This is a genomic window from Streptomyces canus, from assembly GCF_030816965.1.
Classification (GTDB): domain Bacteria; phylum Actinomycetota; class Actinomycetes; order Streptomycetales; family Streptomycetaceae; genus Streptomyces; species Streptomyces canus_E.
This window is the reverse complement of the sequence record NZ_JAUSYQ010000002.1, coordinates 4,147,554-4,161,176: the sequence shown is the minus strand read 5'-3', so window position 1 is coordinate 4,161,176 and position 13,623 is coordinate 4,147,554. Positions and strand designations below refer to the sequence as shown.

13 protein-coding genes are annotated in these 13,623 nt (G+C 72.4%); 6 read left to right on the top strand and 7 right to left on the bottom strand.

Going from position 1 to position 13,623, the window contains the following annotated elements:
• Nucleotides 1–23 precede the first annotated feature (23 nt).
• Nucleotides 24–617: a hypothetical protein gene (locus QF027_RS19920; protein ID WP_306980334.1), complete on the top strand. Its 594-nt coding sequence runs from the start codon at nt 24–26 to the stop codon at nt 615–617.
• Between the two features lie 16 nt (nt 618–633).
• Here the strand turns inward: QF027_RS19920 and QF027_RS19915 are convergent, their stop codons facing one another.
• The 5 genes from QF027_RS19915 to QF027_RS19895 all read right to left on the bottom strand — a co-directional run bounded on the left by QF027_RS19915 (nt 634) and on the right by QF027_RS19895 (nt 4,475).
• Nucleotides 634–1,008: a hypothetical protein gene (locus QF027_RS19915; RefSeq protein ID WP_307076001.1), complete on the bottom strand. Its 375-nt coding sequence runs from the start codon at nt 1,006–1,008 to the stop codon at nt 634–636.
• Nucleotides 1,009–1,028: 20 nt separating this feature from the next.
• The gene (locus QF027_RS19910; protein WP_307075999.1) at nt 1,029–1,550 is read right to left on the bottom strand and encodes a roadblock/LC7 domain-containing protein; all 522 of its coding nucleotides are present in this window, start codon (nt 1,548–1,550) and stop codon (nt 1,029–1,031) included.
• A gap of 34 nt (nt 1,551–1,584) precedes the next feature.
• The gene (locus tag QF027_RS19905) at nt 1,585–2,523 is read right to left on the bottom strand and encodes a hypothetical protein (protein WP_307075997.1); all 939 of its coding nucleotides are present in this window, start codon (nt 2,521–2,523) and stop codon (nt 1,585–1,587) included.
• Nucleotides 2,520–2,936, bottom strand: a complete 417-nt coding sequence (locus QF027_RS19900; RefSeq protein ID WP_306980345.1) for a hypothetical protein — start codon at nt 2,934–2,936, stop codon at nt 2,520–2,522. The genes QF027_RS19905 and QF027_RS19900 overlap by 4 nt, the downstream gene beginning before the upstream one ends.
• 147 nt (nt 2,937–3,083) lie before the next feature.
• Entirely contained in the window at nt 3,084–4,475 is a 1,392-nt protein-coding gene (locus QF027_RS19895) for a diaminopimelate decarboxylase (protein ID WP_307082428.1), read from the bottom strand.
• Nucleotides 4,476–4,644: 169 nt separating this feature from the next.
• Between QF027_RS19895 and hutU the strand changes: the two genes are divergently transcribed.
• From hutU to hutI, 4 genes are read left to right on the top strand one after another with little or no spacing between them, the layout of a single operon-like run.
• On the top strand, nt 4,645–6,309 hold the full coding sequence (gene hutU / locus QF027_RS19890) for a urocanate hydratase (RefSeq protein WP_306980347.1): 1,665 nt from the start codon (nt 4,645–4,647) through the stop codon (nt 6,307–6,309).
• Between the two features lie 56 nt (nt 6,310–6,365).
• Nucleotides 6,366–7,568 (top strand): allantoate amidohydrolase, encoded by a 1,203-nt coding sequence (locus QF027_RS19885; RefSeq protein ID WP_307082426.1) that lies wholly within the window; start codon nt 6,366–6,368, stop codon nt 7,566–7,568.
• The gene (locus tag QF027_RS19880) at nt 7,565–8,902 is read left to right on the top strand and encodes a formimidoylglutamate deiminase (RefSeq protein WP_307075995.1); all 1,338 of its coding nucleotides are present in this window, start codon (nt 7,565–7,567) and stop codon (nt 8,900–8,902) included. The genes QF027_RS19885 and QF027_RS19880 overlap by 4 nt, the downstream gene beginning before the upstream one ends.
• Nucleotides 8,899–10,188, top strand: a complete 1,290-nt coding sequence (hutI, locus tag QF027_RS19875) for an imidazolonepropionase (RefSeq protein ID WP_307075993.1) — start codon at nt 8,899–8,901, stop codon at nt 10,186–10,188. The genes QF027_RS19880 and hutI overlap by 4 nt, the downstream gene beginning before the upstream one ends.
• A gap of 27 nt (nt 10,189–10,215) precedes the next feature.
• Here hutI and QF027_RS19870 read toward each other — a convergent pair whose 3' ends face one another.
• Both QF027_RS19870 and QF027_RS19865 read right to left on the bottom strand, forming a co-directional pair.
• The gene (locus QF027_RS19870) at nt 10,216–11,739 is read right to left on the bottom strand and encodes an RICIN domain-containing protein (protein ID WP_307075991.1); all 1,524 of its coding nucleotides are present in this window, start codon (nt 11,737–11,739) and stop codon (nt 10,216–10,218) included.
• A 166-nt stretch (nt 11,740–11,905) separates the two neighbouring features.
• Entirely contained in the window at nt 11,906–12,808 is a 903-nt protein-coding gene (locus tag QF027_RS19865; RefSeq protein WP_306980353.1) for an RNA polymerase sigma factor SigF, read from the bottom strand.
• Nucleotides 12,809–13,058: 250 nt separating this feature from the next.
• Between QF027_RS19865 and QF027_RS19860 the strand changes: the two genes are divergently transcribed.
• Complete coding sequence (locus QF027_RS19860; protein ID WP_069764043.1) at nt 13,059–13,439, top strand: STAS domain-containing protein; 381 nt, start codon at nt 13,059–13,061, stop codon at nt 13,437–13,439.
• Nucleotides 13,440–13,623: the final 184 nt, after the last annotated feature.

Genomic DNA, 13,623 nt, shown 5'->3' with positions numbered 1-13,623 from the left:
CCAGGACGACGAGGAGGCGGGACGTGGCACGCGGAGATCGCAGGGTTCAGGGGCTGGCTCGGGTGGCCGTCGTCGTGCGCGCCGGGGCGGCGCCGCTGTGGTGGCTCGGAGTGTTCGCGGCGGCCGTCGGGCTGCTGATCCCGGGCCTGACCGGGCGCCGGATCGGGGTGATGGCGGGCGCGGCGCTGTTCATCGTCGCCGTGGCCGTGGTGTCGTACAGCCGCCGCAAGCGGTACACGACGCTGGGGCGGGCGGCCGCTCGCGCGGGAAAGCACGACGTGCTCCAGGACCGTGCGGTCAGTGTGCGCAACTGGCGCCGCGGACACCGCTGGTGGCTGCTGCTGGCCTGGCTGGTCGCGCTGGCGAGTTCGTTCGCCGTGCCTGTCGCGGGCGGCATGCTGCTGGCCGGGTGCGGTACCGGACTGAGGCTCAAGGCCGCCTGGCTCGGGCGGCGCGAGCGGGCCGAGGACGCGCTGCTGTGGGTGCGGGTCGACTGGCTCGCCGCGAACGGCGGCCGCCCGGCCGGCAAGGCGGTCAAGGCGTACCGCAGCACGGGTATCGCGGCGGGCGACGCGGCCCCGGGAGGATCGCGCCGCCGCACCGCGGCACTGGTCTAGTTCCGGTGCTCCCGGGTCACACCTCCAGGTCGGTTTCGATCTGCCTCAGCTGGTGGCGGGCCATCGCGAGGTTGGAGCGCTTGGCGTCCAGGACCAGGTAGAGGAAGAGTCCGTTGCCACCGCGTCCGCTGATCAGGCGGATCAGGTGGTACTGGTCGGACAGGGTGATCAGGATGTCCTCGATCTGGCCCTTGAGGCCGAGGTGTTCCATCGTGCGCATCTTCGCGCGGACCACGTCGGTGTTGCCCGCGGCGGCCACGTTCAGGTCGAAGCCCTTGCTGCCGCCCATGGTGCCGAGCGCCATGCCGCTGGTGTAGTCGACGAGCGCGACGCCGGTCGCGCCCTCGATGGAGGCGAGAGCCTCCTTCAGTGCGGTTTCGGTGTTGGCCATGACTGTGTCTCCTCGTTCTCTCAACTTTCGGTGGTGGTGCGGGCCGCCGTCGGTGCGGTGGCCGCGGCGCGGGGGTCCGTGGGCTTGGCCCGGGACGCGCGAGCCGCTCTGGCACGTGCCGGAGCGGGTTTCGCGGGCGCCTTCGTGATGGCTTCTGTGTGCTCGGCGGCCGCGCTGTCGACCAGCTCTCCGATCCGGGCACCCGCCCGGCGGCCCTCGAGATGCAGGCGGCCGACGTTGACCCGGTCCTGCGCGAACAGGGTGACGACGGCCCCGGCACCCGCCGCGTACGTGGCGACGTAGCCGTACACGCCCCGCACGAGCAGTTCGCGCAGATCGCCCTGGCCGGTCTGGTCGGCCAGCTGGGCGGCGAGCGCCCGGGTGGCCCCGGTGAGCGCGGCCACCGCCTCCGGATCGACACCCGGGGTGTCTTGGGCCAGGACGAGACCGTCGGCGTCCGCCGCGAGGGCGCCCGTGAGCTGCGGCACCCGGGCTCTGAGCCGGCGCAGCTCCTCCAGGATCCCGTCCTGAGCTGCTGCCATCAGATCTCTCCTCTCGGCGCGGATCCGCTGCCGCTCAAAGGGCCTCCAGCGCATCCCTGAGCCTCTTCAGCAAGGTGATGTGGGGATCGACGGACTCGACGAGGGGGCCGTCGCCCGGCGGCCCGGGCAAAGGCTCGGTGAGGGACACCGGCGGGCGGGGCGCGACCACTCCGGCCGCCACCAGCCGCCGTACGTCCACCAGGGTGTGGAAGGCCGGGCGGCCCAGCTCGCGCGCGATCTCCGACGCCGTGCGGATGCCGTCCACACGGACCAGCACCGCCTGCCGCCGGGCGGGGAGCGGCGGGGGCGCGGGGCGGTGCTCCCGGGTCAGCGGCACCTCGTCCGGCAGGGCGTCCGGCCAGATGCGGTGCAGCAGGTCGCGGCGGCGCAGGGTCTCGCGCTCCAGGTCGGCGACCGGGACCGGGCGCGGGCCGCCCGGGGTGTCGTCGGGTTCTCGGGGCTCGACGGCGGGCTCGTCCGGTCCGTCCTCGGTGCCGTAGCGGAAGCGGCCCGGGGTGCTGCTCGGGGCGAGGGCGAAGTACGCCGCGTCGTACAGCGCGGTCAGCCGGCACATCTCCAGGGCGCCCGCGGTGAGCAGGCCGCCCGCGACCAGCCGGCGGCCCGCCCGGTGCACGGCCTCGGCGCCGGTGAGGCGGCGGACCCCGGTGCCGGCGCTCCCCGTGCTCGCGACGCTCTCGGCCAGGGCCTGCCGCCAGATGTCGGGGTCCAGCGTGCCGTGGGCGGCGAGGAGGACGTCGGCGCCGGGGGCGGCCGGGCTCTCGGCGTGCACCACCTTGCCGTCGGCGAGGTGCAGGGTGCCGCGCTCGCGCACCAGGACGCCGGTGGCGCGCTCGGCGGCCAGCCGGGTCAGCATCGGCGAGACACCGCCCCAGCCGCGGCCCAGCGCGGCCGCCTTGTCGCGCACCGGCAGCCGGGGCGGCGGGGTGGCGGGCGTGGTCCTGACGGCCGTCATCCGAGCTCCAGCCGTCCGGCCATCTCGCCGAGCCGGATCCGGGCCAGCGCGAGGTTGCCGTCCGCGCGGGTCAGCCACAGGTGCAGGAACACACTGCTGTCGAAGGACGTCGGCACGAACCTCAGGACGTGGTAGCTGTCCCGGTTGCTGAGGATGAGATCTTCGACCGGCGGGTCAGGCTCGTCCCCGGGCGCCCCCGCCTCAGCGGCCCGGGAACTCTCGGAGGCGAAGGCGCGCTGCTCGGCGGCGAGCCGGGCGAGCTCGGCGGCCTCCGCGGCGGCCGCCTCCTGGTCGCCGCCGGGGGCTTCTCCGACGGCGCCCAGGGCCAGCCCGCTCGTCCAGTCGACCAGCGCGGCACCCCGCGCACCCGGCAGCCGCATGGCTTCCAGCAGGCACTCGTCGATTCCCTGCACCGTGGCTCCCCTCCCGCCTGGGGTTCGGCTGAGTGACGCCGAAACTACGCAACGTGTGCGCGACGGGTGAGGGATCTGGCATTTTCCGGTGGAACATGCTCGGGATGACTAGAGTGGGTCAACTTGCCTTGTTTGCAGGGCAATTGATCACTTGACCCGCCGCTGCGTGTCAACGGCTCCGGGTCCGTGGAGGGTGGTGAGCGCCCCGGCGTGCGCCCCTCCGGACTCGGCCACGATCGAGGCGAGCGTCTGCGGATCGCGCACGGTCGCGAAGCGCACGCCTCCCGCCCGGTCGGGGACGAAGCCGTAAATGCCCGGCCGGGCCAGCGAGTTGTACGCGTAGTGGTGCGCGAAGTAGTACGCGCCCGTGTCCAGCGCCGCCGCGTAGTCCCCCTGGTCGAGCAGCGGCAGTGCGCGCCCCTCGGCCAGCAGGTCGCCCGCGAAACAGGCGGGACCGGCGACGTCCTGCACCACCTCGGGCCCGCTCTTGGGCCGTCCCTTGCCGTCGTACGCGGTGATCCTGAGCGGCCACGAACCCGGTACGTACACCGTCCGCGTCGCCACCTGCACGCCCGCGTGCGTCACCGCGACCGCCCGCCCGCCCGCGCTCTTGGCGTACTCCACCCGCGCCACGATCGTGCCGTGCTTGGCCAGCAGCGACCGCCCGAACTCGGTGACCAGCCCGTACCGCCCGTCGAACAGCCCCGGTACCGCCTCCCTGAGAGCCCGCGCGTACTCCGCGTACGTCGGTGCCGTCACGTCCGAGGCGAAGTTCACCGGCAGCCCGCCGCCGATGTCGATCGTGTCGATCTGCGGCCGCCCGATGCGCCGGTTGATCTCCTCGGCGAGCGCGTACGTCTCCGCGACCCCCTGGGCCATCAGAGGGAGCGGGATGCCCTGCGAGCCGGTGTGCGCGTGCAGCCGGCTCAGCCAGGGCCGGTCGAGGTAGGCGCGCACGACCCACTCGCGTGCCCCCTCGTCCCGCAGCGCCACCCCGAACTTCGAGGTCGCCGTGGCCGTGGAGGTCGCCCCGATGGAGCCCCCGCCGACCTGCGGGTTGACCCGGATCCCGAGCGGGGAGCGGCTGACCGCCGACCGCACGAGGCCGTCGATGCGGTCCAGCTCCTGCGGGTTGTCCGCGTTGACGGCGATCCCCAGCGCCAGTGCCTCCCTGAGCTCGGCCGGCGTCTTGGCGGGCGAGTCCAGGACGGTCTGGGCCGGCGACAGCCCCGCCGCCCGCGCCAGCGCGAGTTCGCCGGGGCTCGCCACCTCCGCGCCGATGCCCTCCTCGCGCAACAGCCGCAGTACCGGCACCAGCGGGGTCGCCTTCACCGCGAACGCGTGCAGCACCGGGGTGCCCGGCGCGGTGACCTCGGCGAAGGCCGCGCGGAGCTCCGCCGCCGACTCCCGGATCCCGGTGACGTCGAGAAGTCCGACGATGGGGGAGTCCGGCCCCAGCAGGCCCTGCTCCACGGCCGAGCGCACCGCCTCGTCCCGGCGGGCGGCCCGTCCTTCGCCGGTGTTGCCGTACTCGTCCACCACGACTCCTCCTCGTCGTCCCTGCCGTCGCGCCGCGTTCGGATGCCCGAACGAAACATCCCTGCCCTACCGATGCTGACGCCAGAACGTATTGACTAGTTCTATTCAGAAAGCCAGGATGTGAATATCGACAGCAACAATCCGGCAGCAGAGCCCCAGGAGGCAGACCATGTCAGGACCCCGCCCCGTACGAGCGCCGCGCGGTACGGAACTGAGCGCCCTGGGATGGCAGCAGGAAGCCGCCCTGCGGATGCTCCAGAACAACCTCGACCCCGAGGTCGCCGAGCACCCCGACAAGCTCGTCGTCTACGGCGGCACCGGCAAGGCCGCCCGCGACTGGCGCTCCTTCGACGCCATGGTCCGCACGCTGCGCACCCTCAAGCAGGACGAGACCATGCTGGTCCAGTCCGGCCGCCCCGTCGGCGTCATGCAGACCCACGAGTGGGCCCCGCGCGTCCTGATCGCCAACTCCAACCTGGTGGGTGACTGGGCGAACTGGGAGGAGTTCCGGCGCCTCGAGCAGCTGGGGTTGACCATGTACGGGCAGATGACCGCCGGTTCCTGGATCTACATCGGCACCCAGGGCATCCTCCAGGGCACCTACGAGACCTTCGCCGCCGTCGCCGCGAAGAAGTTCGGCGGCACGCTCGCCGGGACGATCACGCTGACGGCCGGTCTTGGCGGGATGGGCGGCGCCCAGCCGCTCGCCGTCACCATGAACGACGGTGTCGCGATCTGCATCGACGTCGACCCGCGCGCGATCGAGCGCCGTATCGAGCACCGGTACCTCGACGTCCGGGCCGACAGCCTGGAGCACGCCCTCCAGCTCGCGGTCGAGGCCCGGGACGCCCGCCGCCCGCTCTCCATCGGTCTGCTGGGCAACGCGGCCGAGCTGCTGCCGCGCATGCTCGCCGAGGGCGCGCCCATCGACATCGTCACCGACCAGACCTCCGCGCACGACCCGCTGGCGTATCTGCCGGTGGGTGTCGCCTTCGAGGACATGGCCGACGCCGCCGCCAAGGACCCGGCCGGGTTCACCGTGCGGGCCCGTGAGTCGATGGCCCGGCACGTCGAGGCCATGGTCGGCTTCATGGACGCCGGTGCCGAGGTCTTCGACTACGGCAACTCGATCCGGGGCGAGGCCCAACTCGCCGGGTACGAGCGGGCGTTCGCCTTCCCCGGGTTCGTCCCCGCCTACATCCGCCCGCTGTTCTGCGAGGGCAAGGGACCCTTCCGCTGGGCCGCGCTGTCGGGTGAGGCGTCCGACATCGCCAAGACCGACAAGGCGATCCTGGAACTGTTCCCCGAGAACGAGTCCCTCGCCCGCTGGATCAAGATGGCGGGAGAGCGGGTCCACTTCCAGGGCCTTCCCGCGCGTATCTGCTGGCTCGGTTACGGCGAGCGGGACAAGGCCGGGGAGCGGTTCAACGACATGGTGGCGAGCGGAGAGCTGGCCGCGCCGCTGGCGATCGGGCGGGATCACCTGGACGCCGGGTCCGTCGCCTCCCCGTACCGCGAGACCGAGGCCATGCTCGACGGATCCGACGCGATCGCCGACTGGCCGCTGCTGAACGCGATGGTCAACGTGGCTTCGGGCGCGTCCTGGGTCTCCCTCCACCACGGCGGTGGCGTGGGGATGGGACGGTCCATCCACGCCGGGCAGGTCACGGTGGCCGACGGCACGAAGCTGGGCGGGGAGAAGGTCCGCCGGGTACTGACGAACGACCCGGGCATGGGCGTCATCAGGCACGTGGACGCGGGGTACGACATCGCCGAGTCCGTCGCCGACGAGCGGGGTGTGCGGGTGCCGATGCGTGAAGGTGATTCGGCGTGACGGAGCGCGGTACCTCCGGAACGGTCCAGAGGCGCGGCACCGCCTCCTTCCAGGAGATGTGGCGCGAGCTGCTCCCCATCGGCCGGCACCCCGACTCCCACGGCTACCGGCGCTTCGCCTGGACCGGGGCCGACACCGAGTGCCGGGCCTGGTTCAAGGAGCAGGCCGAAGCCCGCGGACTGACCTACGAGGTCGACCGGAACGGCAACCAGTGGGCCTGGCTGGGGGACCCCGCCCAGGGGGACGCCGTCGTCACCGGGTCGCACCTCGACTCCGTGCCCGACGGGGGCGCCTTCGACGGGCCCCTCGGAGTCGTCTCCTCCTTCGCCGCGCTCGATGAACTGCGGTCGCGGCAGGCGGAGTTCGCCAAGCCGCTCGCCATCGTCAACTTCGGGGACGAGGAGGGGGCCCGGTTCGGGCTCGCCTGTGTCGGGTCCCGGCTCACCGCCGGGCAGCTCACCGTCGAGCAGGCGCACCGGCTGACCGACGGGGAGGGGGTCATGCTCCCGCGGGCCATGGAAGCCGCCGGACACGACCCCGACGGCATCGGAGCCGACCCGCAGCGGCTCGCCCGTATCGGCGCCTTCGTCGAGCTGCACGTCGAGCAGGGACGGTCGCTGGATCTGTCCGGCGACCGGGTCGGCATCGCCAGCGCCATCTGGCCGCACGGCCGCTGGCGGTTCGACTTCCGGGGCGAGGCCAACCACGCCGGCACCACCCGCCTCGTGGACCGGCGCGACCCCATGCTGTCGTACGCCGAGACCGTGCTCGCCGCCCGCCGGGAGGCCGAACTCGCTGGAGCCGTCGCCACCTTCGGCAAGATCGCCGTCGAGCCGAACGGCGTCAACGCCATCCCCTCCCTGGTGCGCGGCTGGCTCGACTCCCGCGCCGCCGACCAGGAGAGCCTCGACCAGGTGGTCGGCGGGATCGAGAAGGCCGCCAGGGAGTACGCGCAGGCGCACGGCATCGCCCTCGACGTCGTCCGGGAGTCCTTCACCCCCGTCGTCGAGTTCGACCACGCCCTGCGCGACGAACTCGCCCGCATCCTGGGCACCGACACCGATCTCAAGGTGCCCGTCCTGGGTACCGGCGCCGGACACGACGCCGGGATCCTCTCCGGGAGCATCCCGACCGCCATGCTGTTCGTGCGCAATCCCACGGGCGTCTCGCACTCCCCGGCGGAATCCGCCGCCGAGGACGACTGCGTGGCCGGGGTCCTCGCGCTCGCCGACGTACTGGAAGGGCTGGCCCGCAGGTGACACCGAAGACCTACTGGCTGGAGCACGCCTGGCTCGACACCCACGTCGAGCCGGGGGTGGCCGTGGACGTGGAGGGCGGCCGCGTCGCCGCCGTCCGTACGGACACCGACACCCCGCCCCCCGGCGCCGAGGTCCTGCGCGGACTGACGCTCCCGGGCCTGGCGAACACCCACTCGCACGCCTTCCACCGGGCCCTGCGCGGCACCGTCCAGGTCGGCTCCGGAACCTTCTGGACCTGGCGCGAGGTCATGTACTCGGTCGCCGACAGGCTGACCCCGCAGACGTACCACGCGCTCGCCCGTGCCGTGTACGCGGAGATGGCGCTGGCGGGTGTGACGGCGGTCGGTGAGTTCCACTACCTGCACCACGCCCCGGGCGGCACTCCCTACGCCGACCCCAACGCCATGGGCGAGGCCCTGATCGAGGCCGCCGCCGAAGCCGGTATCCGTATCACCCTCCTCGACACCGCCTATCTCTCCTCCGGCTTCGGACAGCCGCCCACCACCCACCAGCTCCGCTTCTCCGACGGCAGCGCGGACGCCTGGGCCGAACGCTGTTCAATTCTCAAGGACCGGGATCACGCGAGGATCGGTGCGGCGGTCCACTCCGTACGGGCCGTGCCCGCCGGGCAGTTGGCGACCGTGGCCCGCTGGGCCGAGGAACGGCGGGCCCCGCTCCATGTGCACCTGTCCGAGCAGACCGCCGAGAACGACGCGTGCCGCGAGGCCCACGGGTGCACGCCCACCGAACTGCTCGCCGAGCACGGTGTCCTCGGGCCGCGCACCACCGGCGTCCACAACACCCACCTCACCGACGAGGACATCGCCCTGATCGGCGACAGCGGCACCGGCACCTGCATGTGCCCGACGACGGAACGGGACCTGGCCGACGGCATCGGGCCCGCGCTCGCCCTGCAACGCAGGGGCTCACCGCTCTCCCTCGGCTCCGACAGCCACGCCGTCATCGACCTGCTCGAAGAGGCTCGCGCGATGGAGCTCAACGAGCGCCTGCGCACCCGCAGACGAGGTCACTGGACGGCGGCGGCCCTCCTGCGGGCGGCCTCGGCCGACGGCCACGCGGCCCTCGGCTGGGACGGCGCCGGCACCCTGGAGCCCGGCGCGCTCGCCGACTTCACCACCATCGCCCTCGACTCGGTCAGGACGGCAGGGCCGGTTCCGCGGCTCGGGGCCGAGACGGCCGTATTCGCCGCGTCGGCAGCAGACGTGTCGCACACGGTCGTGGGAGGCCGGCACGTCGTACGGGACGGGGTCCACGCGCTCGTGCCGGATGTGCCGGGAGCCCTCGCGGACGCCGTCGCAGCGCTGCACGGATGACCCCGGGCCGCCCGCCCCCACGGCCGGCCCCCGAACCAGCCCCCACCGCCGACCAGGCCACCGAGGACGCCATGAGCAACGCGACGACCGTCAGCCCCGCCCACTCCGCGAGCACCGCAAGCACGCTCATCACCAACATCGCCGCCCTGGTCACCAATGACCCCTCCCTCGGTGACGGATCTCCCCTCGGACTGATCCAGGACGCGGCCGTCGTCATCGAGGGCGACCGCGTCGTGTGGACCGGTGATCAAAGCAAAGCACCCGCCACTGACAATCGGGTCGACGCGGGCGGCCGGGCGGTCCTGCCCGGCTTCGTCGACTCCCACAGCCACCTCGTCTTCGCGGGCGACCGCACGCAGGAGTTCAACGCCCGCATGTCGGGGCGGGCCTACAGCGCGGGCGGCATCCGTACGACGGTCGCCGCGACCCGCGCGGCCACGGACGCCGAACTGGAGGCGGGCCTCACCCGCTACCTGGCCGAGGCACTGCGCCAGGGCACGACGACCTTCGAGACCAAGTCCGGCTACGGCCTGACCGTCGAGGACGAGGCGAGGGCCCTGCGCATCGCCGCCGCCCACACCGACGAGGTCACCTATCTCGGTGCCCACATCGTGCCGCCGGACTACACGGACGACCCGGCGGGCTACGTCTCCCTCGTCACCGGCGAGATGCTCGACGCCTGCGCCCCGTACGCCCGTTGGATCGACGTCTTCTGCGAGAAGGGCGCCTTCGACGGCGACCAGGCCCGCGCGATCCTCACGGCGGGCAAGGCGAAGGGCCTGCACCCCCGCATCCACGCCAACCAGCTCTCCTACGGCCCCGGCGTACAGCTGGCCGTCGAGCTGGACGCGGCCAGCGCCGACCACTGCACCCACCTCACCGCCGAGGACGTGGACGCCCTGGCGAACAGCCGTACGGTCGCCACGCTCCTCCCCGGCGCGGAGTTCTCCACGCGCGCCGAGTGGCCGGACGCCCGCCGCCTCCTGGACGCGGGCGTCACCGTCGCCCTGTCCACGGACTGCAATCCGGGCTCCTCCTTCACCTCCTCGGTGCCCTTCTGCATCGCCCTCGCGGTACGCGACATGCGGATGACGCCGGACGAGGCCGTCTGGTCGGCCACGGCGGGCGGAGCGGCCGCCCTCCGCCGCGAGGACATCGGCCGTCTCACTCCGGGCGCCTACGCCGACCTGATCCTCCTGGACGCCCCGAGCCACGTACACCTGGCGTACCGGCCGGGGGTGCCGCTGGTCAGCGGAGTGTGGCGGCGCGGCACACGCGTGGTCTGAGCCACCCGCACGAGCCGGCCGCGACGATCACGTCGCCCCCGCCCGCCACCGCTGCTCCGCACCCCCGGTCAGCGGCTCCAGCGAGACACCGTCCCCGCCCCCGGGTGTCATCCCCGTCGCGATGGCGATCGCCGGACGGATCACCCCGTCGGGGTCGACCGTGAAGCGGAGGTTGTCGCCTTTGTCGCCCTCGACCGAGTCGCAGGACCAGATGCCGAGGCCCTTGTCGACGTCGCCGCGGCTGTCCAGGCAGAAGTCGGGGTCGGCGGCGGACTGGAGGACACCCCGGTCGGAGTCGACGCGCCAGCGTTGGGAGCCGGCCGGGGAGCAGGGGGCGGTGACGACGTCGGTGCCGTTGCCGAAGTCACCGGCGACGTCCAGGCAGCGGGCCGTGGAGAGGTTGACCACCTGGGCGTAGGAGCCGCCCGGCGGGCGGAACGGGGGCGGGCTCGTCCTCCGGGGCGGCGCCGAACTCCTTGCCGCGGAAGGGGACGCAGAGGGGGACGGTGGCCTGCTGGTCGAGGAAGGCGAGGGCGAGGGCGAGACCGTCGTCGTCACCGTCACCTGCGGTGGGCCGGGCAGCACCCCGCCCGCTGAAGCCGGGGCCGAAGTCGAGGCCGAGGCAGACGCTCCCGTCGGGGAGTCACCCCCCTGTGACACCAGGAACAGCAACAGCGGCGCGAGAGCCACCCCCAGCGCCGCCGAGGCCAGGACGAGCCGACGCGGGCGTGGCCAGGTGCCGGACGGCGTACGGGACCCCGCCCGCGGTCGCGTCTCCGGCTCGGCCGTGCTGCGCCCCACGTACGCCGTCCCGCCCCACGGCAGCAGCCCCTCCGCCAGTGCCGACCGCGGAGTGTCCCGCAACGCGCACAGTTCCTCGTGGGCCGCCGCGCAGTGCGGGCAGCGGACCATGTGGGCGTGCAGGTCGGTGCTGGCGCGGGGACTGTCCGGACGTACGGACTCCTCGATGAGGCGGCGGAAGTCCGCGCAGCGGGAGTCGTCCGAGGCGGCGAGTCGCAGCCTCAGACAGGTCCGGGCCAGGGACTGCAGGGCCCCCTCCATGCCGTACACCACGTCCTCGCGGGTCAGGCCCAGGTGGTCGGCGGTGCGGGCTTCCGGCTCGGCCTCCACCAGGCCGTACCAGACGAGGCCCTGGGTGCGGGCCGGCAGGGACTCGAAGGCGGTGAGCATGGGCGGCACCGGGCCACCGGGCCCCGCCGTGTTCAGGAGCAGCAGGACGCCCGGGTCCAGGCCCGCCGCCCGCTCGTCCCCGGCCCACGCCGCCGCCGACCGGGCCGTCAGCAGCAGGAGCCGATGGCGCCACGGGACGCCCGGGTCGACCCCGCGGGCCGTCTCCCGGGCCGCGAGCGTGAAGGTCTGCCCGGCCAGCTGCCGTGCGGCGCTCTCACCGGCCGTGCAGAGGCGGGCGTACGCCAGGACCGACGGCTGGTGGCGGGCGCGGAGCTCCAGCAGGGCCGCGTACGCCGTGACCGTGTCGGCGCGCAGCAGCTCCGTGAGCCGGGCGTCGGACGCCCCGTCGGGGCGAGTCATGCGCACCCTCCTCCTGACGTACCGGCCAGTCTGTGAGGGACCATAGTGGGGGAAGTGAACCGCTGGGGAAAGGGTTTCTCCCAGTAATCGCGAGCCACCCCGAACGCACGGTGCCCGGTGTCCCACCGGACACCGGGCACACGCACAGGTCAGTAGTGCCGACGCGTCACTCCTCGACGGTCAGCCCCTTGCGCAGTCGTACCAGAGTCCGCGACAGCAGCCGCGAGACGTGCATCTGCGAGATTCCGAGTTCGTCGCCGATCTCCGACTGGGTCATGCCCGCGACGAAGCGCAGCGAGAGGATCGTGCGGTCCCGGGAGGGGAGTTCGGCGATCAGCGGCTTCAGGGACTCGACGTACTCGATGCCCTCCAGACCGTGGTCCTCGTAACCGATCCGATCGGCCAGCGCACCCTCGGAGTCGTCCTCCTCGGGCTGGGCGTCCAGCGAGGAGGCGGTGTACGCGTTGGACGCGGCCATGCCCTCGACGACCTCGTCCTTCGACAGCCCCAGACGCTCGGCGAGCTCGCCCACCGTCGGGGCGCGGTCGAGCTTCTGGGCCAGTTCGTCGCCGGCCTTGGCCAGGTCGAGCCGGAGCTCCTGGAGGCGGCGCGGCACCCGCACCGACCAGGACGTGTCCCGGAAGAAGCGCTTGATCTCGCCCACGATGGTTGGCATCGCGAAGGTGGGGAACTCCACACCGCGGCTGAGTTCGAAGCGGTCGATCGCCTTGATCAGGCCAATGGTGCCGACCTGGATGATGTCCTCCATCGGCTCACTGCGGGAGCGGAAGCGGGAGGCGGCGAACTTGACCAGGGCGAGGTTCAGTTCGACGAGCGTGTTGCGGACGTACGAATACTCGTGCGTGCCCTCCTCCAGCGACTCCAGTCGCGCGAAGAGGGTCTTGGAGAGGGCGCGCGCGTCCACGGCCCCCACCTCTTCGAAGGGTGGGATCTCCGGGAGCCCGGCGAGCACGTCGTCTTCGCTGTCCTGCTCGATGGGATTCAGATGTTCCGGGGGGGATGTCGACGTCGCCTGATGGGTATGCGAGGCGTCGAGCCGGGGTGACATGATGTCCTCCATCGTTCTCGGCATAAGGCTGCCGAAGCCAGTTCGTGCACTGCGGTGTGCGGCGCCTCCAAAGCCGGCCGTGTCGAGTACGTGTCTCTACTAGCCCTACCCGGTTTCCCGACACGACCGCAAGTGTGTTCTGTGTGGTTATGTCCGTTTGTGTGTGATTGTTCGGGTGTCGGAGGGTGTGGAGAAGGCGTAGTGTTCGTGGGCGTCATCAGCAGCCACGATGTCGGGAGAGAGAGACGGCATGGACCGCGGGACGGTCGGCAGCGCACAGTCTGGCCGGCTTCTGGTTGAGGTGCGGCAAGAGGGCTCCAGCGCCGTCGTGACTCCAGCAGGTGAGTTGGATCACCACACGGCCGATTTGTTGCGTGAGCCACTCGAGGACTGCCTCGCCAAGGGGAAGAGCCGGCTTGTCGTCGACTGCACACGGCTGGAGTTCTGTGACTCCACCGGACTGAATGTGCTGCTCGGGGCGCGGCTGAAAGCTGAGGCGGCGGGAGGCGGCGTGCACCTTGCGGGCATGCTGCCGGTCGTGGCGCGGGTCTTCGAGATCACGGGGGCCGATGCGGTCTTCACCGTGCACGACACCCTGGACGAGGCCCTGGCCGAGGAATCCGGCGGCTGAGGCGGCGAGACGAGTGGTGGTCCCGGTGCCCTGGCTCGCGCCCCGCTCGTCTCCTCCGGCCGGTCGCCATCGGGTGTCACACCCCTGGTGTCGGACATACGTCCCCAATGGAGGGGTGTTCTACCGGTCCGCTCGGGCAGGAGACATCCGTACTGACTGTTCGGTGAGCGACCATGCAGTGACG